Annotated in this window: 24 protein-coding genes; 7 read left to right on the top strand and 17 right to left on the bottom strand. The window is 40.6% G+C overall.

Going from position 1 to position 24,668, the window contains the following annotated elements; all coding sequences use genetic code 11:
* Positions 1 to 2: 2 nt before the first annotated feature.
* From OXIME_RS08375 to OXIME_RS08365, 3 genes are all read right to left on the bottom strand, one after another.
* Entirely contained in the window at positions 3 to 1,160 is a 1,158-nt protein-coding gene (locus OXIME_RS08375; protein ID WP_393971385.1) for a citrate/2-methylcitrate synthase, read from the bottom strand.
* Positions 1,161 to 1,270: 110 nt separating this feature from the next.
* Complete coding sequence (locus tag OXIME_RS08370; protein ID WP_393971384.1) at positions 1,271 to 2,944, bottom strand: class I adenylate-forming enzyme family protein; 1,674 nt, start codon at positions 2,942 to 2,944, stop codon at positions 1,271 to 1,273.
* A gap of 67 nt (positions 2,945 to 3,011) precedes the next feature.
* Positions 3,012 to 4,406, bottom strand: coding sequence for an NAD(P)H-hydrate dehydratase (locus tag OXIME_RS08365; protein WP_393971383.1), 1,395 nt, complete (start codon positions 4,404 to 4,406; stop codon positions 3,012 to 3,014).
* A 434-nt stretch (positions 4,407 to 4,840) separates the two neighbouring features.
* Here OXIME_RS08365 and OXIME_RS08360 point away from each other — a divergent pair, with 434 nt between their 5' ends.
* Positions 4,841 to 5,674 (top strand): hypothetical protein, encoded by an 834-nt coding sequence (locus tag OXIME_RS08360; protein WP_393971382.1) that lies wholly within the window; start codon positions 4,841 to 4,843, stop codon positions 5,672 to 5,674.
* 28 nt (positions 5,675 to 5,702) lie between these two features.
* On the opposite strand, the gene OXIME_RS08355 is transcribed toward OXIME_RS08360, so the two are convergent.
* From OXIME_RS08355 to OXIME_RS08315, 9 genes are all read right to left on the bottom strand, one after another.
* Positions 5,703 to 6,344, bottom strand: coding sequence for an N-glycosylase/DNA lyase (locus OXIME_RS08355; protein WP_393971381.1), 642 nt, complete (start codon positions 6,342 to 6,344; stop codon positions 5,703 to 5,705).
* 92 nt (positions 6,345 to 6,436) lie between these two features.
* A complete protein-coding gene (locus OXIME_RS08350; protein WP_393971380.1) occupies positions 6,437 to 7,054 on the bottom strand; it encodes a superoxide dismutase in 618 nt (205 codons plus the stop codon).
* A 166-nt stretch (positions 7,055 to 7,220) separates the two neighbouring features.
* The gene (locus OXIME_RS08345) at positions 7,221 to 7,355 is read right to left on the bottom strand and encodes a hypothetical protein (protein ID WP_393971379.1); all 135 of its coding nucleotides are present in this window, start codon (positions 7,353 to 7,355) and stop codon (positions 7,221 to 7,223) included.
* A 257-nt stretch (positions 7,356 to 7,612) separates the two neighbouring features.
* A complete protein-coding gene (locus OXIME_RS08340; protein ID WP_393971378.1) occupies positions 7,613 to 8,392 on the bottom strand; it encodes an ATP/GTP-binding protein in 780 nt (259 codons plus the stop codon).
* Positions 8,389 to 11,676, bottom strand: a complete 3,288-nt coding sequence (locus OXIME_RS08335) for a DNA polymerase II large subunit (RefSeq protein ID WP_393971377.1) — start codon at positions 11,674 to 11,676, stop codon at positions 8,389 to 8,391. Before OXIME_RS08335 ends, OXIME_RS08340 begins: the two co-directional genes overlap by 4 nt.
* Positions 11,673 to 11,999 (bottom strand): SCP2 sterol-binding domain-containing protein, encoded by a 327-nt coding sequence (locus OXIME_RS08330; protein ID WP_393971376.1) that lies wholly within the window; start codon positions 11,997 to 11,999, stop codon positions 11,673 to 11,675. The genes OXIME_RS08335 and OXIME_RS08330 overlap by 4 nt, the downstream gene beginning before the upstream one ends.
* Positions 11,968 to 13,608, bottom strand: coding sequence for a CTP synthase (locus OXIME_RS08325; RefSeq protein WP_393972270.1), 1,641 nt, complete (start codon positions 13,606 to 13,608; stop codon positions 11,968 to 11,970). Before OXIME_RS08325 ends, OXIME_RS08330 begins: the two co-directional genes overlap by 32 nt.
* 177 nt (positions 13,609 to 13,785) lie before the next feature.
* Positions 13,786 to 13,986, bottom strand: a complete 201-nt coding sequence (locus OXIME_RS08320; RefSeq protein WP_393971375.1) for a hypothetical protein — start codon at positions 13,984 to 13,986, stop codon at positions 13,786 to 13,788.
* Between the two features lie 73 nt (positions 13,987 to 14,059).
* On the bottom strand, positions 14,060 to 14,200 hold the full coding sequence (locus OXIME_RS08315; protein ID WP_393971374.1) for a hypothetical protein: 141 nt from the start codon (positions 14,198 to 14,200) through the stop codon (positions 14,060 to 14,062).
* Between the two features lie 236 nt (positions 14,201 to 14,436).
* Here OXIME_RS08315 and OXIME_RS08310 point away from each other — a divergent pair, with 236 nt between their 5' ends.
* The 4 genes from OXIME_RS08310 (at position 14,437) to OXIME_RS08295 (ending at position 16,547) form a co-directional block, all read left to right on the top strand.
* The gene (locus OXIME_RS08310) at positions 14,437 to 14,577 is read left to right on the top strand and encodes a hypothetical protein (protein ID WP_393971373.1); all 141 of its coding nucleotides are present in this window, start codon (positions 14,437 to 14,439) and stop codon (positions 14,575 to 14,577) included.
* A gap of 45 nt (positions 14,578 to 14,622) precedes the next feature.
* Entirely contained in the window at positions 14,623 to 15,057 is a 435-nt protein-coding gene (locus OXIME_RS08305; RefSeq protein WP_393972269.1) for a transposase, read from the top strand.
* A 250-nt stretch (positions 15,058 to 15,307) separates the two neighbouring features.
* Complete coding sequence (locus OXIME_RS08300) at positions 15,308 to 16,003, top strand: metallophosphoesterase family protein (RefSeq protein WP_393971372.1); 696 nt, start codon at positions 15,308 to 15,310, stop codon at positions 16,001 to 16,003.
* Positions 16,004 to 16,007: 4 nt separating this feature from the next.
* A complete protein-coding gene (locus OXIME_RS08295; protein WP_393971371.1) occupies positions 16,008 to 16,547 on the top strand; it encodes a DUF367 family protein in 540 nt (179 codons plus the stop codon).
* Between the two features lie 10 nt (positions 16,548 to 16,557).
* Here the strand turns inward: OXIME_RS08295 and OXIME_RS08290 are convergent, their stop codons facing one another.
* The 5 genes from OXIME_RS08290 to OXIME_RS08270 form a co-directional block, all read right to left on the bottom strand.
* Positions 16,558 to 17,979: a metal-binding protein gene (locus OXIME_RS08290; RefSeq protein ID WP_393971370.1), complete on the bottom strand. Its 1,422-nt coding sequence runs from the start codon at positions 17,977 to 17,979 to the stop codon at positions 16,558 to 16,560.
* An 8-nt stretch (positions 17,980 to 17,987) separates the two neighbouring features.
* A complete protein-coding gene (locus OXIME_RS08285) occupies positions 17,988 to 19,022 on the bottom strand; it encodes a DUF1611 domain-containing protein (RefSeq protein ID WP_393971369.1) in 1,035 nt (344 codons plus the stop codon).
* Entirely contained in the window at positions 19,007 to 19,975 is a 969-nt protein-coding gene (locus OXIME_RS08280) for a pyridoxal-phosphate dependent enzyme (protein WP_393971368.1), read from the bottom strand. The genes OXIME_RS08285 and OXIME_RS08280 overlap by 16 nt, the downstream gene beginning before the upstream one ends.
* Positions 19,976 to 20,140: 165 nt before the next feature.
* Complete coding sequence (locus OXIME_RS08275) at positions 20,141 to 20,938, bottom strand: D-aminoacyl-tRNA deacylase (RefSeq protein WP_393971367.1); 798 nt, start codon at positions 20,936 to 20,938, stop codon at positions 20,141 to 20,143.
* 148 nt (positions 20,939 to 21,086) lie between these two features.
* Positions 21,087 to 21,554, bottom strand: coding sequence for a hypothetical protein (locus OXIME_RS08270; RefSeq protein ID WP_393971366.1), 468 nt, complete (start codon positions 21,552 to 21,554; stop codon positions 21,087 to 21,089).
* A gap of 168 nt (positions 21,555 to 21,722) precedes the next feature.
* Between OXIME_RS08270 and OXIME_RS08265 the strand changes: the two genes are divergently transcribed.
* On the top strand, positions 21,723 to 24,116 hold the full coding sequence (locus OXIME_RS08265) for a valine--tRNA ligase (RefSeq protein ID WP_393971365.1): 2,394 nt from the start codon (positions 21,723 to 21,725) through the stop codon (positions 24,114 to 24,116).
* Positions 24,117 to 24,150: 34 nt separating this feature from the next.
* Positions 24,151 to 24,666 carry a hypothetical protein gene (locus OXIME_RS08260; RefSeq protein WP_393971364.1) on the top strand — a complete coding sequence of 172 codons (516 nt, stop codon included), beginning with the start codon at positions 24,151 to 24,153 and terminating at the stop codon, positions 24,664 to 24,666.
* Positions 24,667 to 24,668: the final 2 nt, after the last annotated feature.

Here is a 24,668-nt window from a genome sequence, read left to right as displayed (position 1 = left end):
GTTCAGTTCCTTTCGTTTATTGGTACGTATCTCCTGGGTGCCTTCTCGCCTGCATACCTGCTTCTTGGTCTGAATAGACGGTTGTTCTGAACATATTCATAGGACCTGGCAACCCATCCGGAAATCCTTCCTACGGCAAATATTGGAGTGAAAACATCTGGCGGGAAACCTATGGAGTAGTAGAGTATTCCAGAGTAGAAATCCACATTTGGGAATATGCCCTTCTCTCCAAGCCTGTTCACCATCAAATCCTCTATTTTTGTGGCGGTCTGAAATAGTTTTTCCTGCCCATTTTTCTTGGTTATGTATTCAGCATAGCCCTTCAGAATCTTTGCCCTGGGATCATATACCTTGTAGACTCTATGCCCGAAACCCATGATTTTCTCTTTCTTTTCCATTTTCTCTGAAAGAACTTTCTCAGCATTATCTGGGGACCCTGTTTCCTTTATGAGGGCCAGGGCTCTCTCATTAGCCCCGCCATGCAGGGGACCTTTCAGAGTTGAAATTGCAGATGTAATTGCAGAATACATATCTGAGAGAGTGGATATTGTCAACATTGCTGAAAATGTTGATGCGTTCATGCCGTGATCTGCATGCAGAATAAGCGCAGTATCCATCATCTTTGCCTCAACTGTATCTGGTTTCCTTCCAGCTGACTGATAGAAGAAATTTGCAGCATATGAGAGTTCGGGGTCTGGTTTTATAAAATCTTCCCCACTGGATGCCCTCTTTATAGCTGCAACTATTGTAGGCATCTTGGCTATTAATTTTATCCCTATTTCTTCCTGCTGTTTCACATCCGGATCAACGCTGGTTTTGTCCTTGCCCCCAATATATGAAACAACTGTTCTCAGTGAAGACATAGGATGTGCTGTCCTGGAAATCTTTTTAATAAGTTCATAGACATCGTCTTCAATGTACATCTCTTTTTTAAGCTCTGAAACGTATTCAATGTATTCCTTTTCACTTGGAAGCTTCCCGTATAGCAGCAGATAGGATACCTCTTCATAATTCGACTGGTTTGTCAGTGTTTCTATATCGTAACCTCTGTATGCAAGAATTCCGTTGATTCCGTCTACATAACCAATTTTGGTCTCAGCGGCTATAACACCCTCAAGACCTCTTGAAAATTCCTGCTTCTGTTCTACTGTTTCCGCCATAATAATTAACTCCTCTTTAGGATGGTACTAAAATTAATTAACTTTTATAACAGAAAATGTTCTGATATACGAAATGGTATTACAGCAATCTTGTTGCATTTTCCACGCCCTCACTTCTGTTTTGCAAGTTCCTCTTCCTTCAATATACGCCTTATTATGTTGCCGTTCAGTGTCTTTGGAAGTCCATCCATTATGACATATTCTGTAGGGATTTTATTTGGTGAAAGTTTGGAGGCAACTATTTTGGTCACCCTATCCAGAGATATTCTCTTTCCCCCAGCAGGGGTTATAAATGCTTTTATTATTTCGTTTCCTGATTTATCAGGAACCCCTATAACTGCAGCCTCGGCTATGGTGTCTATGCTGGTAAGTACCTCCTCTATCTCCCTTGGCGATATCATTATCCCTCCTGAATATATCTGGTCATTAAGCCTTCCCGTAATATAATAGTAGGAATCTTTGTCTTTGTGTGCAATATCCATTGTGAGAAATTTTCCTTCCCTGATCCTCTCCTTTGTCTCCTCATCAAGGCCCCAGAATCCAGGAGTAACTTGAGGGCCACTGATTGTTAGCTGCCCCTCCTCCATGAACTGTTTTGGCCTGCCTGTGATCTCGTCAACAATCTCTGAAACCACCATTGACAGTGCTTTCCCCACCGACCCGGAACGTCTGTTATTCTTATCATAGTCATTTAAATGGGTGAGGCCTGAGGCTTCGGGGATGCTGTATCCCTCAATAATATGAAATCCAAGTTCCTCCTCTACTTTTTGAAGTAGATCTCCAGGAAGATTTCCAAGACAACTTATTATTATTCTGGGAGATACCTTTTTTCGCTTTATTCTGATCTTTTTCTCTATGCCCGAGATGAGTTTAACAGCGAATGAATTCCCTAATACAAGATTCGGGTCGTTTTTAAGTATGAAATCTGAAATTTCCTTGGTTATGTTCAGCCTGTCCCCAATAATAGCTGTCCATCCTCTGGAGAATGGGATTAGTATGGAAAGAACTATGGAATAAATGGAAAAAAATGGGACAAGAGAAGCCACTTTCAGAGGTTTTTCAAATGCCGGAAACCAGCTGTTGAAACTTTGAATTGCCGCCTGCAGATTCATTTGTGTGACCTTGACGAATCTCTGTTCCCCCGAGATGGAATGAGTCTGTATGAGCAAACTTGTGTCTCTGTAAAGATCAAGTTCCTCCTCTTCTCTGGGCACTTCAAACATTGCATCAGAAAATTTAACAATGCTTTTGGACCAGGGTATTTGACTTATAACGCCAAGATTCTCAAATGTCCTAGCAACTCCATTCTCAAAGGACATGAAATCCTGGTATCTCACAACTATAACGTTAATTCCCTTCTTTGCAAGGTCAGATATCTTTGTGAATCCAACGTCACTGATTATAATGCATTTTGCCCCTATTGAATTTATTGAATTCCGCATTTCAATATTTGAAAGTTCAGGGTCCATTGGTGCCGCAATTGCCCCAATTTTCATTGATGCGTAGATTGATATGACAAAATGGGGAGAATTTTCCAAAAATATTGCCACTCTGTCCCCTTTCACAAGTTCCATTCCTGACATGTATGAAGCCAGTGAATCTATGCTTGAAAGGAGATTGTGAAATGATATGTATCTCGATTTGTATATTATTGCCGGATGACTCTCCTGTTCTACCGAAATTTTTTTCAGAATTGAATACTGTGATATCTCCTCCATACTATCATACTTTGGGGTTTCAGTATTTTTATTACTGTCTGATTCAGATGTTCCCGATTCCGTCATCTTTTAAATAGCAGATATAATATGTTTAAAAGGTTTTTCCCGGACCTAATTGTTGTTTGGGCGCTTTCTACTTTTCAAAATATAATTTCATCACCTTTGGTATTGCCTCTATCATATCGTTTACGCTGAAAAAATAGGACTTGCTGTTGAAAGAGATTTCTGCCGCCTTCTTGTTCACGAAAGTTCCGGCAGAGCAGGCCCTCAATCTGATCATACCCTTTGAGATCAGACCGCTGATTATTCCTGCGAGGAGGTCTCCTGTTCCACCCATGGTCATCCTGCTGTTTCCACCATCGGTTAGAATTGTATTCACCCCATCTGTAATTGTATCCGTTGAACCTTTGAGAACAGTTGTAAATCCATAATGCCTTGAGAGTATCTCTGCATTCCCCTTTGTGGGATCTTCGTCGTAAAACCTCAGAAATTCCTGCCTGTGTGGGGTTACTGTTATTTTTTTGCCCATCAAAGAATTTTTGTGGGAAGAGAGCATTTTCAGGGCATCAGCATCAAGTATAATTTCCCCGTCATAAGAGGATATCAGGGAAAGAATGGATTTTTCGTAGATGGATGAGATGCCCATGCCAGGTCCAATAAGTATTGCTTTATGTTTCCTGATCTCATCAAGGGGCATGCTGTCAGGTGTAACCTCCCTGACTATAATTTCCGGGTTGTATGATGAAATGATGTTGTAATTCTGCCTGGTGGTGTAAACCCTAACCAGATCAGTGCCCACCGATAGCGCCCCCATGGATGAGATCACTGCCGATCCATGGAATGACCAGCCTCCGATTATTGCCAGAGTCCCATTGTCTCCCTTGTGTGAATCCTTCTCGGGAGGGTTTAGGTATACCAGATCACCTGGCCCGGAATAATTGATTGCGTTATCTGGAATTCCTATGTCCACTATTTCTATCTTTCCAGAGTTGGAACTGTTCATACCTTCTTTAATGTCGGTGAAGGTGACCGTGATATCAGGGTGTACCATTGTTCCTGTTCCAAGTCCGGAGGGGATGTCCACCGACACGATTTTCTTGCCAGATTTATTTATTTTTTTGATAACTGAAGCGTATGGTTCCCGGAGTTCTCCATTTGTGCCCGTTCCAAGAAGGGAATCCACAACTATGTCTGCATCCTCAAGTAACTTTTCAATCTCATCAATTTCATAAATTTTCCCCTTAAAACTTCTCAGTGCCTTTCTTGCCATGTCAGTTTTCATTGACGATTTACCCTTTATAAGATAAACTGAAACACGGAACTTGTCCTGCAGAAACTTTGCAGCCATTATGCCGTCGCCCGCATTATTTCCAGTTCCGCATACAATGAGAATTGACGAACCTGGTTTGAAATTGTCCCATATCACACTTGAAACTCCCTTTCCGGCGTTTGTCATAAGAACAAACAGATCACCGTTGCGGTACTGATAGTTTAAATCCATCCTTTTCTGGTCCAGAAAACTTATCATAACGGATATAAATATAAGGTAACATATAATCTATTAGTTTTTGAAATCCTATTTAAAAGAAGGTCCACCCTACAATATTGTTGATAGAATAATTCTCAATCCATATTTCTCAGCATGGCTTCATATTTCAGCTTTTCATAAACCTTGATCTGGTTGGTGCCTCTCATTAGATGTGTGAAAAAATAGTGGTTACATATCCTTATTCTCATAATATGGAAGGGGATTGCCATTTAATGTGTTATTAACATGCATCATCTATAATTTAAGTTGTGTTTTTAAGAATTAAGAATAAAATATCCTTGTAACATGAAAAATATCTCAAGTCATTAGGTGGAATTCATATTGTAGAGAAAGGACCTTTGAATTAAATATATACATTCAAAAAAGGTGGGAAGACCCAAAAATTTTTTATATAGATAGCTCATAATTAATTTATGGGAATGGCCTCCACGTTCAATGATGATCTATATGTTATTCGGGAGAGCCTCAAGAAACTGAGAACCGCATTTTTTGTCCTCTTCTTGGGTTCAATACTTACAATAATTCCCCTTATTGACATTGTCGGTTCTTTACTACTTTTTATAGGTGTTATATTGCTGATCATGGGTTTTGGGCGTCTGGCAGATTCCAAGATGGTTAATGCCAGGCATTATGGATCTACGAGAAACTGGCTTATTTTCAACATTATTGCTTCATTAGCAGTGATTGTCGTATCCTATTATTTCCTCTATGTTCGTGTATTCTCCCTTATTGTTTCTTCTCTTATTGTGAGTGGAAAGCCACCCTCAATACCCCTATCTGTGCTTAACGAGTCTTTTTTGATTGCAGGTGCTTCTGTGGCAGTTATAACTGTCATATATGTCATTGCCTACTTGAAAATTGTTGCCAGTTTGAAATTCCTTTCCGCTGAACTTTCAGTTCCAAAACTTAGGGGTGCTTCCACCTACCTTCGGGTTTCTATAATATTATTTGCCTTAACAGCTGTAATTTTGTTTCCTTCCCTCTATTTTGGTTTACATTATCTGGCAACATTATCTTCTGGAAACAGCAGTATCACATATGCAGGGAACTCTGCATTTCTCCCTATAGGCATAATCCTGTCCGCCATTCCTGCTGCCATAGCGGTTCCTGTCATTGAAATCATAACAGCTCTTGTCGTTGAAATCATAACGGCTCTTGTCATTGAAATTGTGGCATATCATGGGGCCTATTCCGGATTAGACGAATTTTTTGAACTGGCAGATTATAAGTTGGGGAAAAGAAGCTGAAAATGACCTGTTTGCCACCCAAAAAATCTCATTTCAGCAGTTTACCTGTTGCGATTTTCCAGAGGTAAAGATCAAGTATGCCGGGATCAAGGGAAACTGATTCTGCAAACTCTAGTATTGTCTTTTCCGTTTCAAGATAATTTTTTCTGCTCCCCACCCGGAACTTACCATCCGGATATTCCTTCTTGATCATACGGAGTATGTGCTTGTCAAGAATTGAGAAATCAAATATTCCTACATTCCTCAAGAAATGGGATGCTTCTTTGTAACCTATCCCCTTCAAGTTTTCCACCAGGTAGTCTCTTGCTTCAATCCTGTCTTTCATTGCGAGAATCCCTGGAAGTTCATCGACTATCCACCTGGACTGCACAAGGAACTTGCTCCTTACATTGTAAAATCTGTATCTCACCTCTTTAAGCTTTTTTCTCATTGTATCTTCGTCGAATTCCAGAAAGCCCTGGATTCCTATGGCCTCCTGAGTTTTTATTCCCATCTCTGCTGACGTGTTTGCTGTCAGGATGCAGAAGCACAATTCGCCATAAATGAATTCGGGAGAGGATTTCCCTGCTTTTATGAAGTCAAGTTTCCTGTTTTCAACCTCTGTTCTGAATTCAGAGGACATCATATCCCTGACAGTTTTCAGAACGCCACTGTATTCATGAATTTCCATCTATACTTCAACCATAGATCAGATGAATATAAAAATTGGTCTGAAGTTGTTTTTCTGGAATATAAAAAAATATTTGTTGGTATTTGCTGGAATCATTCCTTGAAAATCGCGTACATTTTTTTGGCTTTTTCCAGTCTCTTCTCTACATGTTTCCAGTCAACATTCTTCATGAATGCATCCAGGTAAGGAGCTCTCTTTGGCCCGTAATCGGTATAGTATGCATGTTCATACACATCAAGTGCGAGAAGAACCATTGCATTCCATATTCCGTTTGTGTTATGCACATCAGCTCCTATATTTCTCAGTGCACCGGTATTGAAATCAAAAACCAAAAGTGACCAACCTCTGAATGCTACTCCAGTTGCCTTGAAATCCTCCACCCATTTCTCATAGCTCCCAAAACTCTTTTCCACCTCTTTCTTGAAGGAATCCGGAACCGGGTTGTGTTCTTTGTTCAAGTTCTGGAAATAGAGCTCATGGAGAAGCGAACCATCGAAATTGAATGTCTCTTCCAGCTTGAGTTCCCTGAATTCACTGTAATTCTGGTTTGCCTTGCTCCTATCAACAGATGGAAGTTTCTCCCATATTTCGTTTAATTTATTCACATATCCCTTGTAATGTGTTTCAAAGTGGTATTCGATCTGCTGATCTGAGATGCCTTCCAGTCCCTTTGGTTTAAGGTTGTCTTTTGCATTCCATTTTTCTGACATTTTTTCACCTTTTTTCAAATTTCATCAACCTTTAAAAATCTATTGTTATTTCTTTATTGCCATTCAGAATGCCATTTCACTGATCCGGCTTTAAAAAAAGATGATGAAATCAATTATTTACGGAATAATTTGGTTAACTAATTGGTTCCCATTTGCCGATTCAATTTCAGTTGATGAACCTGTCAAGAGTCATTTCCTGGCAGGGTTCCATGCTTATGGATACCTGCTTTGAATCCCTTTGTCTTGAGATCCATTCTTCAAGAGGTTCCTCATCTGCAGTTCTTGCCTTGACTATCTCCATAGAACACCCAGCGCAATAAAGTCCTTTAAAAATGAGGTTTCCACAGATTATGCAGTGATGTTTCATGGACATAATACTGCAACGGAAGGAGTATTAAAGATTTTTACATTCATCTCACCCTGCACCGATTCATTTATAAATTCCAGCCTCAAATTTTCTGGTTCTGAGTTCGAATCACGTAACTGGCATAAAATACTACACACTGAATTTTTCATTTTGGAATATTCGGTGGTAGAGATTTATCTCTGCTGGAGAGATCAGTCATCCTTGTATGTTGTATCAGCGTCTGTTCCACCGGTGAGAAAAAGGGACATTTCACTGTAGATGTCCTCAAAACCTGACATTTCCCTGGATGATACCGGGAATATTTTGGAGTTGATTCCTCCGTTTCTAAATGCCTCTATAATATTCAGGAAATAATCCTTAAGCATCTCCTGCTTCTCTTCCATGAATGCATCAGCTAGTATTTCCCAATCTCTTTCCCATGCCATAATATTGTCAATATCCATTTCGGTTATGAGATCAATCTTGTTCATCACAAAGATCATAGGCTTGTAGAATCTTGACATTACTGAACCGTAAAGCATCTTCTGGGATATGTAACCTGAGGGAATTGATGAAAGAACTGCATCCGACACGAATGCTATCATGGCTTTGTTTCCAGATAGTGAATTCACCAGATATGGGCTGGAGGGCCTGAAACTAAAAAGTTCCATCTGCCCTGGTGTGTCAAATATGACGTAGTAATCAGACAGTTCTTTCAATGGTTCGGCTATCGCCTGAACGTTTTCCAGCATGAGATCAGAGGCAACTATTTGAGCACCATTGGGTCCCAGATTGTATTCCGACATGACGCTTTCCAGCGATATAATATCCCTTATATCAACATCAGGTTCGTATGGCACGAACTCCGATCCGGGATCGAGATTCACTATTGCCGAATCGTATCCCTGGCTAATTAACCATTCCTTGTATGATCCACAAAATGATGATTTTCCTGTTCCTGCCGGTCCGGTTACAAATAGTGATCCTATCATGCTTCTATCTCCTGATAATCTTCCAGGCCCTTATCCTCTTCTTTCTTATCAATGTTAAAAGTCTGTGTGATTGTGTTTATTATGTTTTCAATTCTCATGCCCAGGTACCATGGGAGATTGAATTCGTGTGAAATCTTCAGCGTCTCATCCATGTATTTTATTATTGACCCCTTGTGAATTGTGAGATTTATGCTGGAATTCCCGCACCTGAAACATTTTCCGGAAAGGGGAACGCGGCGATATTTTGCATTGCACTTTGTGCACCTGAACTCCTGAGAGAAGAACCCCCGGAAATTACCGTACATATCAGGAAGAAAATGAGAGGAGAGAACTCTTGCAGCGACGTCATTTTCATCAACCGCCCTAATTTTTTTGGCCAGGCCAAGCTGCTGCTCGATCTTGTCCTGCATGGATAGGATTGTTTTGTAGGAAGATGTTTTGATTCCGCGGCTTATGTCTGTTGTCTCCCTGCTGTATCCGGTGCCACGGAAACTACCGGTTTCCTGAATGAGAATCTTCATTGTTCTCATTATCCCCTCCAATTTGGATGGCATTTCATTCTTTTCCGCAGCCTTGTAGAATTCAAGAGGATATTCCCATAGTGTATCAACATTCAGAGCTTCCTTGTCAACCTCATCTGGATTAAGCCTGACTGTCAGGACAAGAGGGGCATCCATAAGACCCCCCCTTGTTGATGGAAGGTAATCTTTTGAAAAGTTTATGAGGCCGTCCATCAGGAGCATTATGCTGTCCTCATCGCCGTCGCAGTTTCTTCTCTTGGCTGCATGGAAGAATGGGTGTGCATAGCATCCATTTACATCGGAAAATCCTATGATTCTTCCTACAATTCCTCCTGATGTATGGGGAGCCAATCCTATGACAAGCTGCCCTATAAGATCTGTCTCTTTCTCACACAGATAGAACGGTTCAGTATTGTAATAATTAATGAGCATATCGTCTACGTACTGTGACACTTTTAAGAGGTATTTTGCAGCGTCCTTTGGAATGATTATGTCCTGGGGCTGAATCTCGTTTATCTCCTTATCCTCATAACCCAGCTGAACGAGTTTCATTGAGCTTATCCCTATCTCATCCTTCCTGAAATGAGTAATCGGAATATCTGTAAGATCATAACGGCAGGTTCCATCCTTGTTGGTTGATACGCCATGTTTTGCCCTGAATAAGCCCTTTTCTAGAGGTTCACTGACTTTGTCCTTTGACATCAGCTTCTTTACACCTTTCAACTCCTTCAGCGATGTTACGCTTATGCCTGTTCTTCTTTCAGCCCGATCAATCATCTCTGAAAGGTCCACCCTCATTTTTCCTGTCCTATTTTCACTCTGAGTCCTGGACCCGCATTTAGGACAGAGAGGATGGGGAGTCTCCAATCCACAACTCAGGCATTCCCTCACTGCGGCCTCTATCTCAATTCCTCTTTCATCCGATTTCCTCCCTGCGTTTACAATTGATCTTCTTGCATCCCCATAATTCTCAATTGGAAACAGAACATGAACCGTGGGTTTCATCTTTCTGTCTCCAGCTTTCTCTGGCCTTCCCATCCTTGACCCTATCCTTGTGGGTGCACGATCTTTTATGATTATTCCGGATAGGCTGTTCACAGCCTCCAGAGGCGTTGAATATTCAGTATATGGAGTTATCTCCACAACCTGGTTATCGTGTATGTCAAGGCCCATGGATCTCAGCAGTGAAAGTGAATATTTTGGAATTATACTGGATCCGCTTGCACTGAACTGGCAGTTGATCTTTATAAGTGATTTCTTTATGGATTCTTCAGGATTTATAAGTATATGACATCCGTCCCAGGCGGATGCCATTATCCTTGATCTGAGATTTTTGAATTCATCCATTGATATGTCATTCCAGATCAGATCATATTCCGGATACAATGGAACTGGATATTTCCTAGAAATTGCCCAAGCCTCTGTTTCTCCAGGAACCTGAAACTGGTATTTTTCCAGGTTTTTGAATTCCCTGGCGTTTAGTTTCCACCATTCTGATGTGTATGAAGGTTTTTCAAGAACATGATTGTTTTCAAGAAAATCGCCAAATGATATGAGAATCTCTCCAACATCTGTGATCTCAACTATCTGATCATATATCTCCTTTGCTTTTTCAAGATCATCCACCCTTATATGATCACCATTTTCAAGCATCACTGTGGGTCCTTCCACTGAATCACATGGAGTTATTGCAGCAGCTTTTCCTGGAGCCTCCATCTTAAGCTGGCACCCTATTGCAATAAACTTTCCGAGAATATACATCGTGGAAGGGTTCATTGAAGCAGCTGCCAGCCCGGATACCCTTGATCTCCCGTACCTGATCCTGAACCCTCCCTTAGCCCCTGGATGACTGAAAACTGGCCTGCCCGCAACCATATCCTTCAAGTATTTGTCTGAACTCTTTTTGACATTCACCTGGGTTTCCGAAATTTCAGGTTCTTTTTTTGCAAGGAAATTCCAGTCATTGATCCCCAGGGCGGCTGTGTGTTTTAAAATTTTCTTTGATTTCTGGATCAAGCCTTCACACAAAACCAGGCACATTCCTCCTCTGATGCGGTTGGTCTTAACCCTCTTCATATCCCTGTGCCCTGAAATTTCCTCCTCCTCACTGCCCTCTCCGTCAATACATACTGGAGAATTAATTATGACGGTCCTGATCTCTTCTGGGCTTGGAAAATACTGAAGATGTTTTAAACGGTTATAGCTCTGGACCTCCTCTATGTACCTCTCAACCTCTTCGTCTGTTGCCCTGTAGCTTCCTATGCCAAGATCTCTTCTAACTATATCTGCAATAAGAACGCTCAGTGCCTGCGCAGTTCCTCCTGCACCCCTTATTGGCCCTGAGTAAGATACTGAAACATAGCTGGAACCGTCATCGTTTGAGTCGATGCTGATATCTGCTATCCCCTCCAGCGGTGCAACAAGTATCCCTTCTGTAAGTATAGCAAGCCCCACCCTGACCGCCTTGTCGACTGCCATCTTCAGACCCTGGCTGGCGTACGTTTTAGCAACCAGTCTTGAAATGCTTATTGAAACTTCTTCCCTGGTATGATCAGCTGACTGTTTCCTTATCTCATCCGCAATGCCCCTTATACCTATAAGTTCCTCTATCCTGTCGGCCATATCCGAAGCCAAAGGCATCTCCACGTCATCTCTAACATCCTTTCCCAGGGCCCTTACTCTCTTTGCGACTGAGTAACAGGATTCTACGCTCTCTCTTATTATTTTATCGTAAGCAGTTCTGAAGGATTCATGTTCTGTCATTTGAGTATATTGGCTATGAGAAGCTTGTCCATCAACTTTGCCTTTATGACAATTTTCTTGGAAAAGTATGCATTCATTGGATCAAGTTTTTTATCCAGTATGTCTGAAAAGTCACGTGAAGAGGATTTAACCACAATATCAGGGGAGACCACATGATCAACCACAGTTATTGAACCGTTCTTTATCTCAAAGAAAATATTCTCTGAATCGTCCAGTTCTATGCATACAGTGCGGTCAAGTTTTGATATTTTCTCCTTTTTTTCTGGATTTTCCTGAAGCTTGGTATTGGCTTCATCCAGTAATTTTAAGATTCTTTCTCTCATCCTTCACCTCTTCCTTCTTTCTTTTGTATTCAAGAGCAGACAGTACCAAATGCTTATGTACCTTTGACGGAGAGATAGGTCTCGACTTGAATTCGCTATGGTACTGTGTGGCTATGTAGTTGTCCCTGTCATTAAGTTCCAGTATCTCCATCCTTATGTTCTCATCATCAGTGCCGGAGAAATTCATGCCCATCTTATTTAATCTCTCTATAAACAAGGGGTTGACTTCATATCTGTGTCTGTGCCTCTCATAAATTTCATTCGTTCTGTAGAGATGGCTTGCAATTGTCCCATCTTTTATGAGAACCCTTTTTGACCCCAGCCTCATTGTTCCGCCTTTATTCTCTACTCTGTACTGTTCCGGTAAGAGATCTATGACAGGATTCTTTGTGTCTTCCTGAAATTCGGAACTGTTTGCATCCTCCAGTCCCAGCACGTTTCTGGCAAACTCTATGACAGATACCTGAAAACCAAGGCATATGCCAAGATATGGCATCCTGTTCTCCCTAGCATACCTGGCAGCCTCTATCTTGCCTGTTACGCCCCTGTAGCCAAAACCACCGGGAATAAGTATTCCGTCCACTTCTTTAAGAATTTCTATGGACTTTAAAAGATTGTCAGAATTTATCCATTTCAGCCTCACGCTTATTCCGGTATTGCCTGTTACATGGTAAAATGCTTCTTTATGGCTAATATAAGCATCCTGAAGTTCGATGTATTTTCCTACCACTGCAATATCCACAGTCCCACTGGGATTCCTGAGGTTTTCCAGGAAACCTGTCCAGGGTTCGCTGAAGTTGGCAAGTTTCAGCGAAAGTTTCTTTTCTATATATTTCTCAAGTTTCTGGTTATGCATTATCTCAGGCAGGAAATATGTGTTTGGGATGTCATTTATCCCTATAATTCCACTTTCTGGTACATCAGTAAAGAGGGAGAGCCTCCTCTTAGTCTGATCCTGGAGTGGATTCTTTGATCTGCAGAACAGCAGATCTGGTTGAATGCCGATCTCTCTTAACTCTTTAACACTGTGCTGGGTAGGTTTTGTCTTCTGCTCCTCCACTGATCCAATTTCCGGCACAAGTGTCACATGTCCGAATAGCACTCTGTTTTCACCTTCCTCCTGTTTTAACTGCCTTATAGCTTCCAGGAATGGCATAGATTCTATATCTCCCACCGTTCCGCCGACTTCAATCATCACAATGTCCACATCTGGAGAATTACCGATAATCCTGATGCGCCTTTTTATTTCGTTTGTTATGTGTGGTATTATCTGAACTGTACTTCCAAGATAGTCGCCTCTCCTTTCCCTCTCAATGACCTCTTTATAGATTTTCCCTGTAGTGATGTTGTTATTCCTGCTGAGGTTTATGTCAAGAAATCTTTCGTAATTGCCCAGATCCAGATCAACTTCACTCCCGTCATCCAAAACAAAAACCTCACCATGCTGATATGGATTCATTGTGCCTGCGTCGTAATTCAGGTATGGATCTATTTTAATGGCAGTAACCCTAAGTCCGTTTGATTTCAAAAGATGTGAAAGACTTGAGGTAATGGTACCTTTTCCAAGTCCGGAAAGAACTCCCCCGGTTATAATTATGTATCGCACTATGGATAAGCTTTTTTTTATTAATTAATTTTCGTTGGTTGTAAGATTGCACCTATGAATTGATCTTTCCCCTGGAAATGTTATTTAACCAATTGATAATGAAAATTTTGGTATGGAGATTCGTTGATAATTCCCTGAGGACTTTAGGATTGATTCTAAGGCAATTGGTTGTGACTTAGATTACATAGACAGATATTTGGTTTTCATTCCTTTTTTAAAAACCCCGGTGAAATAGATCACCAGATATGCACAGTCATGGGCGAATGTCTGGAAAACATTTATCTTTTCTCCATTCTCTTCTTTCCCTTTTCCATTTTGATCCGGAATATCAAGCCGTATTGTGATCTTGAGGCCTGTTGAATCGATTGCACAATCAGCCAACTTTTCTTATGTATCAGGAAGCTTGGGACAATATTTTTGATCCAGATGAAAGTATTCTTGTAGCGTATTGATTTTATGCAGACAATTTTGAAGAATATTTTTGCAATCCCTTCCAGTGATCTGAAAGGAATGTTATGAATGCGATCAATTTGGTGTCCTGAAGAGATCCTCTCTTCCCCTTGTTGTTCTCATAAAGAAGAGTATTCCCATCCATGAGGAATGACGGAACAATCAGATCTTCAAGCCTGTTTACAAGTGAATAATTATATTTTCCCTTCTTTCGTTCTAGCGAACAAAGTATCTTCTTCTTATAATTCTATTGCACGACATCAAGATTGGTGTGTCGCACATGTTACATCCTCCGTGATCTTGGATACTCTTTACATATGCTTGTTGCAGTTGCAATGGAAAAGAATCCTGATTACATAAAGGAATGGGGTGGGGTTCTAAATGATCAGTATATTATCAGCTCTACTGAACATGAGACTATGCCACTGCACTAATGTCAATTTCAGTGGAGAATCAGACTGGTTGAAGGACAGGAAGAAGATTGGAAATACTAATTCCGGAAGGATGAAAAAGCATAAGTGATAATTTAAGTCTAGGAGGAAATTCTTAACCGCCGATTTTGGAAAAATTCAACCGCCATTTACATCTGCAATTACTGCCTATAGGCATCTCGATTTCATTATTAATAAAGGAGACTTGAACAGTGATGACATAATATCAATCCTGAATAAGCTTGTCTCGGAAATACATGGATTCCTCTATATATTCTTGGATAACATCATGAAGCACAAAAGCAAGAGGGTAAAGGAGTACCCTGGAGATCACAACAAGAGGCTGATCGCAAGAAAAATATCACTATATTCTCCTGAACTGAATCCAGATGAGTTTGTATGGAATGGACTGAAGTATCAGGATCTGAAGAATTTCTGTCCTGTGGGTATGGAAGCATTGAAGGCAAGAGTAAGCAAAACCCTTGACAGAATGAAAAGTGAACCGCAAAGGATAAGGCAGATAATTCGTGGAAAGATCCTTCCTCTTGACCTGATAATAAGAAAGAGCTAAGGAAAAGTAGAATAGAATTGATAGTGTTTTAGTATTGCCATTAAATAGCGCATATTCAGGACATTTCATTTAGAATTAGCACTGGAAAAGCTGTTGAACGTTGAAAAATCCTAAGTGATGGTGGTAACAGTTATTGTAATGATACTCCACTGAATATCTATGAAATTATCCTTTGTATAATATCTGTTTCATGGAAACTTCTTCCTGAATTGCCGCCATAAGAATTAATAATATCTGGCAATATTAAACTATGAAGATACTTGTCTTTTCAGATGCACATGCAAATTTTGAGGCGCTTAACTCTTTGCTGGGAGAGGTAAAATTCGATTTTTCTATATTTTTAGGAGATGCAGTCGACTATGGACCTCAGCCCGGAGAAACCCTTGATCTTATAATGGAAAATAGTGACGTGCGAATCATGGGAAATCACGACCGGGCAGTTGCTTATAATGAGGATTGCCACTGTGCCCTGGAAATGCATGATCTAAGCGAATACACCCGTGAGAATATATCAAAAAAGTTTCTTTCAAAGGAGGATATTGGCCATCTGAAAGAATTCAGGGAAAACCATGTGATTGAGGTTGAAAACCTGAAAATTTATTCTGCACATGCCTCACCCTACAACAACCTATATGGGTATCTGTATTCAACTGAAGCTGAAATGGTGTGGAAGGACAAAAAACTTAGGGAATACAACTACATAATGGTGGGCCACACACACTATATGATGATGTACAGGAACAAAATATTGAATCCTGGAAGTTCAGGCCAGCCCAGAGACGGAGTGTGGATGCCAATGTACATGATCTTTGACACCGACAGAATGGAATATAGTTTCCACAGGTTTAGATATGACTACGGAAAAACTGTTAGTAAACTTGAGGAGGTAGTTAAAGACGCGAAATACCTTCAGAGGCTGAAATCCTTTTACATCCCTTCTGAATAAACTCATGATGGATGAGGACCTCAACAACGCTGGAATACATGAAAGAAGGCCTGTGAAGGTGGGTTTCATATATCTCAAAGATGATGATCCCAGAAAAGCAACCATGAAGAAACTTGAGCGATTCGGCATGGCAAGTATAACAAGACTGGGTTCAGCCAGAGGGATGGTTATTCTCACACCTTATTCGGAAAGGGTTATTCTTCCCTCCGATTCTACCCTTGTTAAGGTTAGAGGCATCTGTCTCATAGAAGGTTCATGGAAGAGGCAGGACAGGTTTAAAACCATAACTGGAAGGTACGCCAGATCCCTTCCAAAACTCCTTGCCGCAAATCCAGTGAACTATGGAAAGCTGCAGATTCTTTCGTCAGTAGAGGCTCTTGCAGCTGCCCTTTACATAACCGGTTACATGGATCAGGCAGAGTCTGTTCTATCAAAATTCAACTGGGGTGTCACATTCCTGCGGCTTAACCGTGATCCACTGGAACTTTACAGCAAAGCAATGACAGCGGAAGACATGAGAAATATGGAAAATGAGTTTTTCTAAGAATTTATTATCATTCCCATCTTTCCCATGCATTTCCCCTGATCACATATGTTCCTTTTGTGTATTGATCAAGAATATCTCCTATGGATTTCCTGAAATTTTCAGGGATTAAGGAAAGCCTGCCATTCTCCCATGGGAGAACATGAATCCCTTCGACATGTGAAAGATTTTCCGGAATGGGTTCGCCGGAAATATGAAGTTTCAGAAATTCCATCTCATCGGGATCGATTCTCATTCTAACCTTCTCTGCCTTTTCTATTATAAGTTTTCCATCCTCAATGTTATACCCTAATTCCCCAGTTCTCCCATTAGCATATTTTACAAAAAGGAGAATGCCCATGCATTTTGTGCACTGTCCGCAGGGAATAATTTTCCCGTTGCTGTAATGGCAGGAATGGCATGATCTCTGTTGCAAATATAGATTCCGATACCTGTTTACCAGTATCTTTTCAACCACAGAACCAAAAATAGGATAGACAGCGCTCCACAGGGATGAATTGATTCCCTTTGCCTGAAAATATTCTGAGGTCATTTTATTGAAATCCCATGTCTGATCAAAAACACCATAGTAATGCTTTATTCCCTTATATGCCGGCATTTCACGTGGATCATCAAGCTCATCCCCTAGAAGAAGACCGCTTATGGAATATGCCCTGATCATGGGAATAAACGAGAAAACGTATACTGGAAACGTGAAAAGCTGTATGGGGTAGTCGTCGGCTCTTTTATTCACAACAGCAAAATCAAGTACTTTCAACCTGATCTGTGCCCATTTGTAAAAACGGTCTATATTTGACCATACCTTTCTGACATTTTTGAAATTTGCTTTGTAATATTCATATGAAGTCTTTGCCGTCAGCCAGTGGCCACCGGATTCATTAAAGAAGAAGGCGTATGCCTCTGCACCTGCCTCCCTCATCATGCCGTAGGTTAAAAGGCTCTCCTTTCCCCCGGATGACAGGACAGCGATCCTGTTTCCTGATTTAAAATTGACCGGTGATTCTTTATCTTTGCCATACAGTGCTATGATCTCTGTTGATCCATTTGCATTTTCTTCAGTGATATCTTTCTCTTCTGGCAGGTACTCCGTTTTTATAAATTCATAACGCCTTCTGCAGAGTTTGTTTACAAAAACCTCCCTGTTGTTTATCTTTGTATATTTACCTATTATTTCCAGATCACTATCCGAAACTGGAAAATCCAGATAAAGCGAACCTGCAAAGTATGTGAAGTTAATGGCAGCCATTGTAAGAAGCATGCCTGCCATGTTTTCATCCGCTTCAATGGGATGAGAATAAGTGAAAATAAGTTCAAAACACTCTTCGTTTCCATCAGATAAGAATGATATGGTGCCCCTTATGGATTTGCCATGATATTGCAGAGGCTTGATTTTTATGGAGTCAAAACATCTCACCCTTTCAGTATATTTCAAAAAATCACTTACATTGAATGAGAGGCTATTTCCCTTGCAACTGAATCCAAAGATTCTAGGGGATTAAATACAGGTATGCCGAATTTTGCCTGCAGGGAGCTTATTGATTCCTTTATTTCTGAATTATCCATTTTTTCACTGTTTATGGATATGGCTATAACCTTTTTGTTGGATAGGTTTTCGAGTATGTTTATGTATTTTTCAAGTGGAGGTATTGGAAAATCCTCGAAGCCATCGAAAGCCTTTCTCTTAGGGGCATGCTGCAGAATTATGGCATCAGGCCTGCATGCCCCTATTATTTCGAAGCTGCCCGGATATGCAGGGTGCAGTACGGAACCTTGTCCTTCGAGAAACATGTAATCTGGTTTTTCTTTCATCCACGCTTCATGTGTTACCCATTCAAGGTTGCCCGGTATGAAATCATTTATCATTGAATCCACCACCACTGTGTATGGGAAACCCTGCATCCATGAAGTCTGTCCTGTCCCAATCATGACCGACTTTTTTCCGGCTTGGTTCATGGCTTGGTTAAGGAATACTGAAGTTGTCCTTTTTCCTATTGCACTGTCTGTGCCCAGAACTGCAATCTTTGTTGCCTTTACTTCCCTGATGGATCCTGTGAAAGGCATCTTCATATCTCTGAACATCTTTCTTACATCAATGATCTCTGTACCCTTACTTTTTGAAAGTGATGAGAATTCCTCATCGTCGCTTATGAACTCATGAAGACCGCTTACGACGGTCATTTCTTCGTTTATTGCATCTCGTATATATTTCCTGTATTCATCCGGTATGTAGCCTCCATCTGTTGCAATTCCCACAATGAATACATTTGAACCCAGTGATTTTCCCTCCTCAACTGATCTTACTATAGGTATCCCCTGGGGTTTTCCTGATAATATTTGGCCTGCATCCATTCCAGCGTATCTTGAATCGATTACGGATTTGATGTTATATCTTTTGCTGTACCTCACAAGTCCATTTGCAGTTTTTCCATATGTTGATCCGAATACATTTTCTGCAAGCACTACTGCGTTATCCATGACCTGTTCCTCCCTGTAAGTACCACTACTACCTCTCCCCTATAGCCTAGTCTTTTCATGACCTTGTCCGCTGCAGCCATTGCAGATGCCGATGCAGGAAGAACTGAAAGTTTTTCAGTCTTTTCGATTATTCTTGAATAATTAACCATCTCGGAATCGGAAACGTATGTTGCGATTCCCTTGCTTCTGTAGATTGATTCCAGTGCCTTCTGACCATCATATGACCTGAATGAGACAAGCGGCTCTGAAACTGACGTTTCGGTGATCTGTGAAGGATCAAGGTCCAAAACCTTCCTTCTTTTTCTTTTCCAGGAAGCCACTATGGGGTTTCCATTAGAGGTGCTTGATGCAATAAGTCTGGGGACACTGCTGATCTCACCACTGTGGTACAGTTTCTCAAAACCGGAAAATATTCCTGCAAGCGTTGTTCCATTCCCAACTGGAACTGAAAGAAACTCCGGACTGTGCCCAAGCTGGGATAAGATCTCGTAGGCAATGTTCTCATAACCCATTATGTCAAGATCTGAGTTCTTAGATCCGGGGCTCGAATCATACCAGTTTTCATCGCTGGATCTGTCTCTCATATAGTCAACAAGTTCTTCGTATTTATACGGCATTTCAAGTATTGAAGAACCGTTAAATCTCATTTCTTCCACTCTCTCGCCGGTATAAAATTCTGGTATTGCTATTACTGATTTCAACCCATATCTATTTGCGAAATATGAGATTGATGCGCCGTAATTGCCGCAGGTTGCCAGAGATATTGTATTATATCCACCTTCCCTGGCCCTCAGAGCATGCAATATAGAAATCCTGTCTTTTTGTGTTCCTGTGAGACTTGCACCCTCGAACTTAATAAAAAGACCGTTCATTTTCAAACGTTTTTCAAGGTTGTGCGCTCTAAAAAAAGGTGTCTTACCAGGAGGTTTTTCTTCTTCTGTTATCTCTTCCATTTAATTTCACCCAGGTTTCTAACCTGGTATTATTTACACTAAGCAATAATCACTATATAAATGTTTTTTATTAAAAAAATAATCCGAAATATGTGTAGAACTTTGATTTTAGCCAAGAAATAATTTTAACAGTACATATATATTATTATAACTATAGTATATTTTTTATATAGTTACTATTTCCAGTTCTCTCTCATCTGAAATCTTCTTAAGTAGATCTCTTGCCTGTGCTTTTGTACCCTTCTTATCCATGATGAAACCCTTGCATCCTGGAGTTTTCTCCACTGCCTGCAATATCATGTCTTCGGTAATTGAATCAAGGGCATATTTAGGGATCATATGCCCTAAATTTATGTTATTTTTCAAAAAGTATTCAGTAATTTTGGGCATATAGTGGCCACCACCGATTCCCACGAATGTTTCATACTTCCTGTCTTCACGGTCAAAGATGGCCCCCCTTACAACTTCAAGTGCTTCTCTGTCTTCCCACTGTTTTTCAGTGGTGCCGATTTCAATGTAATAATTCATCATATTCAGTAAAGGGCCATGATGTGTGGCCTCGAATGTTATTTCAAAATTATCTCCACTGAAATTCTCCTTAAGATACCTCAGCGATGCTGACATGGCAACCGGGTATGATAATGTAAGTGTACCAGGCTTTCCTCCAAGCAGGGCCCCTGAAAAGTTTCCCGTTGGATGGACAGTTATGGACTTTATATCCGCTTTGGAAGAATGGCGTGAAAGAAATATAACTCCTTTTGCCTCCACTCTGTTATCACTCAGAAACTTTTCAATATTGTCTAAATATAGGTGCCTTTCATCGAAGACAGCCAGAATGAAGTTTCCATGTTCCATAATTTTATCAGATTCTGATTGAGTGAACGCTTCTTTTTCAAGGATGTAGTCAAGCATTGATCTGCTTGCCTCATCTGACTTTGAAGCAACTAAAAGATCCGGCAGCATGGACTGCGATCACATTAAGGTTTAAAAAAGGGTGCGCTGGCTTTCAGTGGCTGAAGAAATTAGAAGTTTATTCATACATCATTGATATTTATTGTCTGTAAGTGATATTATCTCCTCTCTTTGGGATAAGGGCTTCCCCATCAATGTTTTAGACTCTTGTTTCTATCATATCGTGATAAATATTATCTGCCTTCAGCATGACCCTTTTCCTTCTTTCCACAATATTGGAGAATTTCTCTTTCATACTGCTCTCTTCCATATCTGACAGTATTGCTTCATAGCTGGAAAACGTTTCAGTTTCTGCCTTGGAAATATACAGTAGTACATTCTGTAGGCTGTTTGGATCAATTTTCTCTTTACTTATAAGATGTCTTGTTGCCTGAATGTCATACAGTTTCCTCAGCGTTTTATTTTCATTATTTATAACATATTTGTTATTCAAAAAATTGTATATATCTCTGGAGAATTCTTCTCTTGCTTTTACAAATGCTTCAAGAAACATTCTAATATTTGACAGGTTTGTATCCAGCATCATATCATGGTACTTATTCGCCAATTTGTCCTCTTCAATTGCAAGAATTTCCAGTTTAGACTTGACTGATTCCATGGATGCCATGAATTGACATATGAAATCATGGTAATAAGACATTTCCCTTAGCGGCAAAAATTTATAACAAAACAGGGGAAATATGACATGAACCATTCGTGAGAACTGCGTGCTTATAAAGATAAAGCCAGTGAAATCAGTGTAAAGAATTTAAAGCGAAACAAAATACTGATCAATATGGATTTAGATATTGCAAAAATAGAGGATAAACTTAAAAAGTACTGGGAAGAGGAAGATATCTACCAGTTTAAGATTAATCCTCTGGGAAGGGATAAGAACTTCTCAATTGATACCCCCCCTCCAACAGTTTCTGGAAAAATGCACATGGGACATGCATTCTCATACCCACATCAGGATTTTATAGCGAGATACAAAAGGATGAGAGGATATTCTGTTTTTTATCCGTGGGGATTTGATGACAATGGTCTTCCCACTGAGAGGTACACTGAAAAACTTATGGGGATAAGAGCGGATAAAATAGGGCTTGAAGATTTTATAAAGGCATGCCAGGAGGCAAGCAGACAATCGGAGAACGAACTTTTGAAAAACTGGAAAAACATGGGAATAAGTGCAGATTTTAAAAACCACTATACCACAATGTCTGAGAGTTCCAGAAAAATTTCACAGTCAATGTTCCTGGACCTTTTGAAGAAAGGGAGGGCATACAGAGAAGAGGCCCCAACTCTCAGATGCCCGTCATGCCGCACTTCAATCTCCCAGATTGAACTCAAGGATGGAATAGTTTCAACCGATTTCGTCTATATAAAATTCGATCTTGTTGAAGGCGGGCATATAGTGATTGCTACAACAAGACCTGAAATGATTGGCGCATGTGTTGCCATTTTTGTCAACGGATCTGACGAGAGATACAAATCTTTCCTGAATAAAAAGGCCATTGTGCCAATATATGGAACTGAGGTGCCGCTGATGGCAGATGATTCCATCCAGGCAGACAAAGGGACGGGCGCTGAGATGATGTGCACATTCGGCGACCAGAACGATCTTGCTTTGTGGAGAAAGTACCAGCTTCCTTTGAAGATAGTTCTGGATAACGCTGGAAGAATGAATGAATCGGCAGGTGAATTCAAAGGTTTACTGATACAAGATGCCAGGAAAGCGGTTGTTTCAAAACTTAAGGATGAGAACAGGATTGAGAAAACAGAGAGGATCAAACACTCTGTCAACCTGCATGAAAGATGCGATACACCAATAGAAATTGGCATAAGCACCCAGTGGTTTGTCAGATACCTTGATCTTAAGGAGAAATTGAAAGCCCGGGCTAATCAGGTAATATGGCTTCCGGATCATATGAAGATCAGATTGGACAACTGGATCGATGGACTGAAGTGGGATTGGTGCATATCCAGGCAGAGATTCTATGGGGTTCCATTTCCTGTATGGTACTGCAAATCATGCAAAAACTTGGTACTGGCGGATGAAAGTGATCTGCCTGTTGATCCCAGAACTGAGATAAAAGGGAGAAAATGCAACAAATGCGGTTCTGACCACCTGGAACCTGAGAGAGATGTTATGGACACTTGGGCAACTTCCTCCCTTTCTCCCAGGCTTGCCATTACATCCCAAGAGAATTTCGAAAAATTGTATCCTATGGACATAAGGTTCCAGGGGCACGATATCATAACAGTATGGGCATTCGTTACCATTGTCAGATCGGAAATACACGATAATCGCACACCATGGGATAGGATATTTATCAGCGGGAATGTCTACGATCCTTTGGGACAGAAGATGAGCAAGAGCAAGGGGAACGTGATGGAACCTGCCAGTTTCATTGATCAGTATGGATCCGATGCCCTGAGATTCTGGGCCTCCGGTTCAGTTCCTGGGGAGGATATAAAGATAAAAGAACAGGATTTCGTGAGGGGAAGAAGGACCGTGATCAAGTTGTTCAACGCTTTCAAACTTCTTGAACTTATCAGATCAGGGAACCCCCTGAAGAAGCTGGGAAAACCACCGTCAAACATGGAAAATGCATGGATACTGGCAAAGATCAGCAGTGTTGTGAAGAATGTTACGGAACTTATGGATCAGTATCTCTTCTCAAGGGCAAGAACGCAACTGGACAATTTCTTCTGGAACACTTTCTGTGACAATTATCTGGAGATCATAAAGGGATATGGTAATGCCGGAACAGATCCTGCAATTCTGGAGGAGACTGTATCCGTTGCGTATCATGTTTTCCTTGATATTCTGAAAATGTATGCGCCAATAATGCCGTTCATAACCGATGAAATATATCTTTCATATCCTGAACACGGGAAGAGCATACATTTGGATTCCTGGCCTTCCATCTGTGACCAATTCAACTTCCGGGAGACTGAGGAAAAGATGGATTATATAATTGAGGTCATCGGAAAGATAAGAAATCTGAAAACAGGAAACAAGATGTCCATGAACGCACCTCTGGAAAGAGTCTTTATTTCCGGCAACTCCAGAATCATTGAGGAAGGCGGGGACATTATAAGGAGAATGATGAAAATCGGCAGCATAATTTCTAATGATTCACAGGAAATTCTTGTTTCCATGAATGACAAAGAGGAAAATAAATAACTCTTTATTTTATCATTAATGAAAGAGTATTTTTATGTTAAGGCCTGACAAAAAAATATTGAGGGTAGGTTCAGTTGTGGTCGTCGCAGCCATTATTCTCCTTGGAAGCGGAATTTATCTCTATTTTTCAAACACAAGCTCCAACCCTGATTTGACTGTTTCACCGGCAACAACTTTCATCGTTTCACAGAAGAATGTTTCTTCAGGCACTGAATTACAATACACAGTGACCCTTAAAAGCAACCAGAGCATTTCTGTATGGGTACTCTCACCGCAAGGCATACATTTAGGGGTCAAGACTATTAAGTCCTCCACCACATTATCAGATACGGTTTTATCCAACGTATCAGGAAAGTGGTCTCTGGTAATTTTTAATCATGGAGGCACGACCGCAGAGATTTCCGCAACTTTTTCCGATCTGACCTTCAGCATGCTTTTTCTCATTGTGTTTGGCATAGTGCTGATTCCATCTGGGCTGGTCATGATTTACATATACTATTATTCCAAGAAAGTTGAAAAAAGAAGGGAAAGAATTAGAAATTTAAACTGAAA

It is taken from the genome of Oxyplasma meridianum (genome assembly GCF_038024865.1).
GTDB lineage: Archaea > Thermoplasmatota > Thermoplasmata > Thermoplasmatales > Thermoplasmataceae > Oxyplasma > Oxyplasma meridianum.
Note: the sequence above shows the minus strand (reverse complement) of the source record. Positions and strands in the feature narration are given on the sequence as shown.

What these genes read in the sequence shown, in the direction of transcription:
- OXIME_RS08375 (WP_393971385.1), bottom strand. Translation starts at nt 1,160, where the DNA reads ATGGCGGAAACAGTAGAACAGAAGCAGGAATTTTCAAGAGGTCTTGAG.
- OXIME_RS08370 (WP_393971384.1), bottom strand. Translation starts at nt 2,944, where the DNA reads ATGACGGAATCGGGAACATCTGAATCAGACAGTAATAAAAATACTGAA.
- OXIME_RS08365 (WP_393971383.1), bottom strand. Translation starts at nt 4,406, where the DNA reads ATGATAAGTTTTCTGGACCAGAAAAGGATGGATTTAAACTATCAGTAC.
- OXIME_RS08360 (WP_393971382.1), top strand. Translation starts at nt 4,841, where the DNA reads ATGGGAATGGCCTCCACGTTCAATGATGATCTATATGTTATTCGGGAG.
- OXIME_RS08355 (WP_393971381.1), bottom strand. Translation starts at nt 6,344, where the DNA reads ATGGAAATTCATGAATACAGTGGCGTTCTGAAAACTGTCAGGGATATG.
- OXIME_RS08350 (WP_393971380.1), bottom strand. Translation starts at nt 7,054, where the DNA reads ATGTCAGAAAAATGGAATGCAAAAGACAACCTTAAACCAAAGGGACTG.
- OXIME_RS08345 (WP_393971379.1), bottom strand. Translation starts at nt 7,355, where the DNA reads ATGGAGATAGTCAAGGCAAGAACTGCAGATGAGGAACCTCTTGAAGAA.
- OXIME_RS08340 (WP_393971378.1), bottom strand. Translation starts at nt 8,392, where the DNA reads ATGATAGGATCACTATTTGTAACCGGACCGGCAGGAACAGGAAAATCA.
- OXIME_RS08335 (WP_393971377.1), bottom strand. Translation starts at nt 11,676, where the DNA reads ATGACAGAACATGAATCCTTCAGAACTGCTTACGATAAAATAATAAGA.
- OXIME_RS08330 (WP_393971376.1), bottom strand. Translation starts at nt 11,999, where the DNA reads ATGAGAGAAAGAATCTTAAAATTACTGGATGAAGCCAATACCAAGCTT.
- OXIME_RS08315 (WP_393971374.1), bottom strand. Translation starts at nt 14,200, where the DNA reads ATGGATGGGAATACTCTTCTTTATGAGAACAACAAGGGGAAGAGAGGA.
- OXIME_RS08310 (WP_393971373.1), top strand. Translation starts at nt 14,437, where the DNA reads ATGATCAGTATATTATCAGCTCTACTGAACATGAGACTATGCCACTGC.
- OXIME_RS08300 (WP_393971372.1), top strand. Translation starts at nt 15,308, where the DNA reads ATGAAGATACTTGTCTTTTCAGATGCACATGCAAATTTTGAGGCGCTT.
- OXIME_RS08295 (WP_393971371.1), top strand. Translation starts at nt 16,008, where the DNA reads ATGATGGATGAGGACCTCAACAACGCTGGAATACATGAAAGAAGGCCT.
- OXIME_RS08285 (WP_393971369.1), bottom strand. Translation starts at nt 19,022, where the DNA reads ATGGATAACGCAGTAGTGCTTGCAGAAAATGTATTCGGATCAACATAT.
- OXIME_RS08280 (WP_393971368.1), bottom strand. Translation starts at nt 19,975, where the DNA reads ATGGAAGAGATAACAGAAGAAGAAAAACCTCCTGGTAAGACACCTTTT.
- OXIME_RS08275 (WP_393971367.1), bottom strand. Translation starts at nt 20,938, where the DNA reads ATGCTGCCGGATCTTTTAGTTGCTTCAAAGTCAGATGAGGCAAGCAGA.
- OXIME_RS08270 (WP_393971366.1), bottom strand. Translation starts at nt 21,554, where the DNA reads ATGGCATCCATGGAATCAGTCAAGTCTAAACTGGAAATTCTTGCAATT.
- OXIME_RS08265 (WP_393971365.1), top strand. Translation starts at nt 21,723, where the DNA reads ATGGATTTAGATATTGCAAAAATAGAGGATAAACTTAAAAAGTACTGG.
- OXIME_RS08260 (WP_393971364.1), top strand. Translation starts at nt 24,151, where the DNA reads ATGTTAAGGCCTGACAAAAAAATATTGAGGGTAGGTTCAGTTGTGGTC.